Source organism: Psychrobacter sp. CAL346-MNA-CIBAN-0220 (assembly GCF_040309805.1).
GTDB lineage: Bacteria > Pseudomonadota > Gammaproteobacteria > Pseudomonadales > Moraxellaceae > Psychrobacter.
The window spans coordinates 1-461 of record NZ_JBEOPF010000039.1 but is presented as its reverse complement, the minus strand read 5'-3'; the positions used below and the strand labels follow the sequence as shown (position 1 = coordinate 461).

Below are 461 nucleotides of genomic sequence, written 5' to 3'. Positions count from 1 at the left end.
ATTAATGAGCAGTCTTTTAACCGTATTACTGTCGATGGTGATACCTCGACCAATGACTGTTGCGTATTGATTGCCACCGGTACAGCCAGCGCTGATATGATTGACAGTCCAGAACACCCGCATTATCAGGCTATAGTTTCAGCTTTGACCGAGGTGTTCGTCCGTCTGGCACAATTGATTGTACGTGATGGGGAAGGCGCTACCAAGTTTATGACTGTAAAAGTGACGGGCGGCAAGACGACGCAAGAGTGCTGCGATGTGGCGTACGCGGTTGCACATTCTCCGTTGGTCAAGACCGCGTTCTTCGCTAGTGATGCCAACTGGGGTCGTATCCTTGCCGCAGTGGGTTATGCGGGTATCGAAGATTTGGATACCGAGCAAGTCGATGTTTATCTAGATGAGGTGATGATTTGCCAAAATGGTGGTGTTGCTCCCAGCTATACGGAAGCGGCGGGTAAGAC

General features: G+C 50.3%; 1 protein-coding gene. It reads left to right on the top strand.

The genetic code is table 11. From position 1 onward, the window contains the following. On the top strand, positions 1 to 461 hold a 461-nt coding region (locus tag AAEY88_RS12600; RefSeq protein WP_350562930.1), incomplete at both ends, for a bifunctional ornithine acetyltransferase/N-acetylglutamate synthase.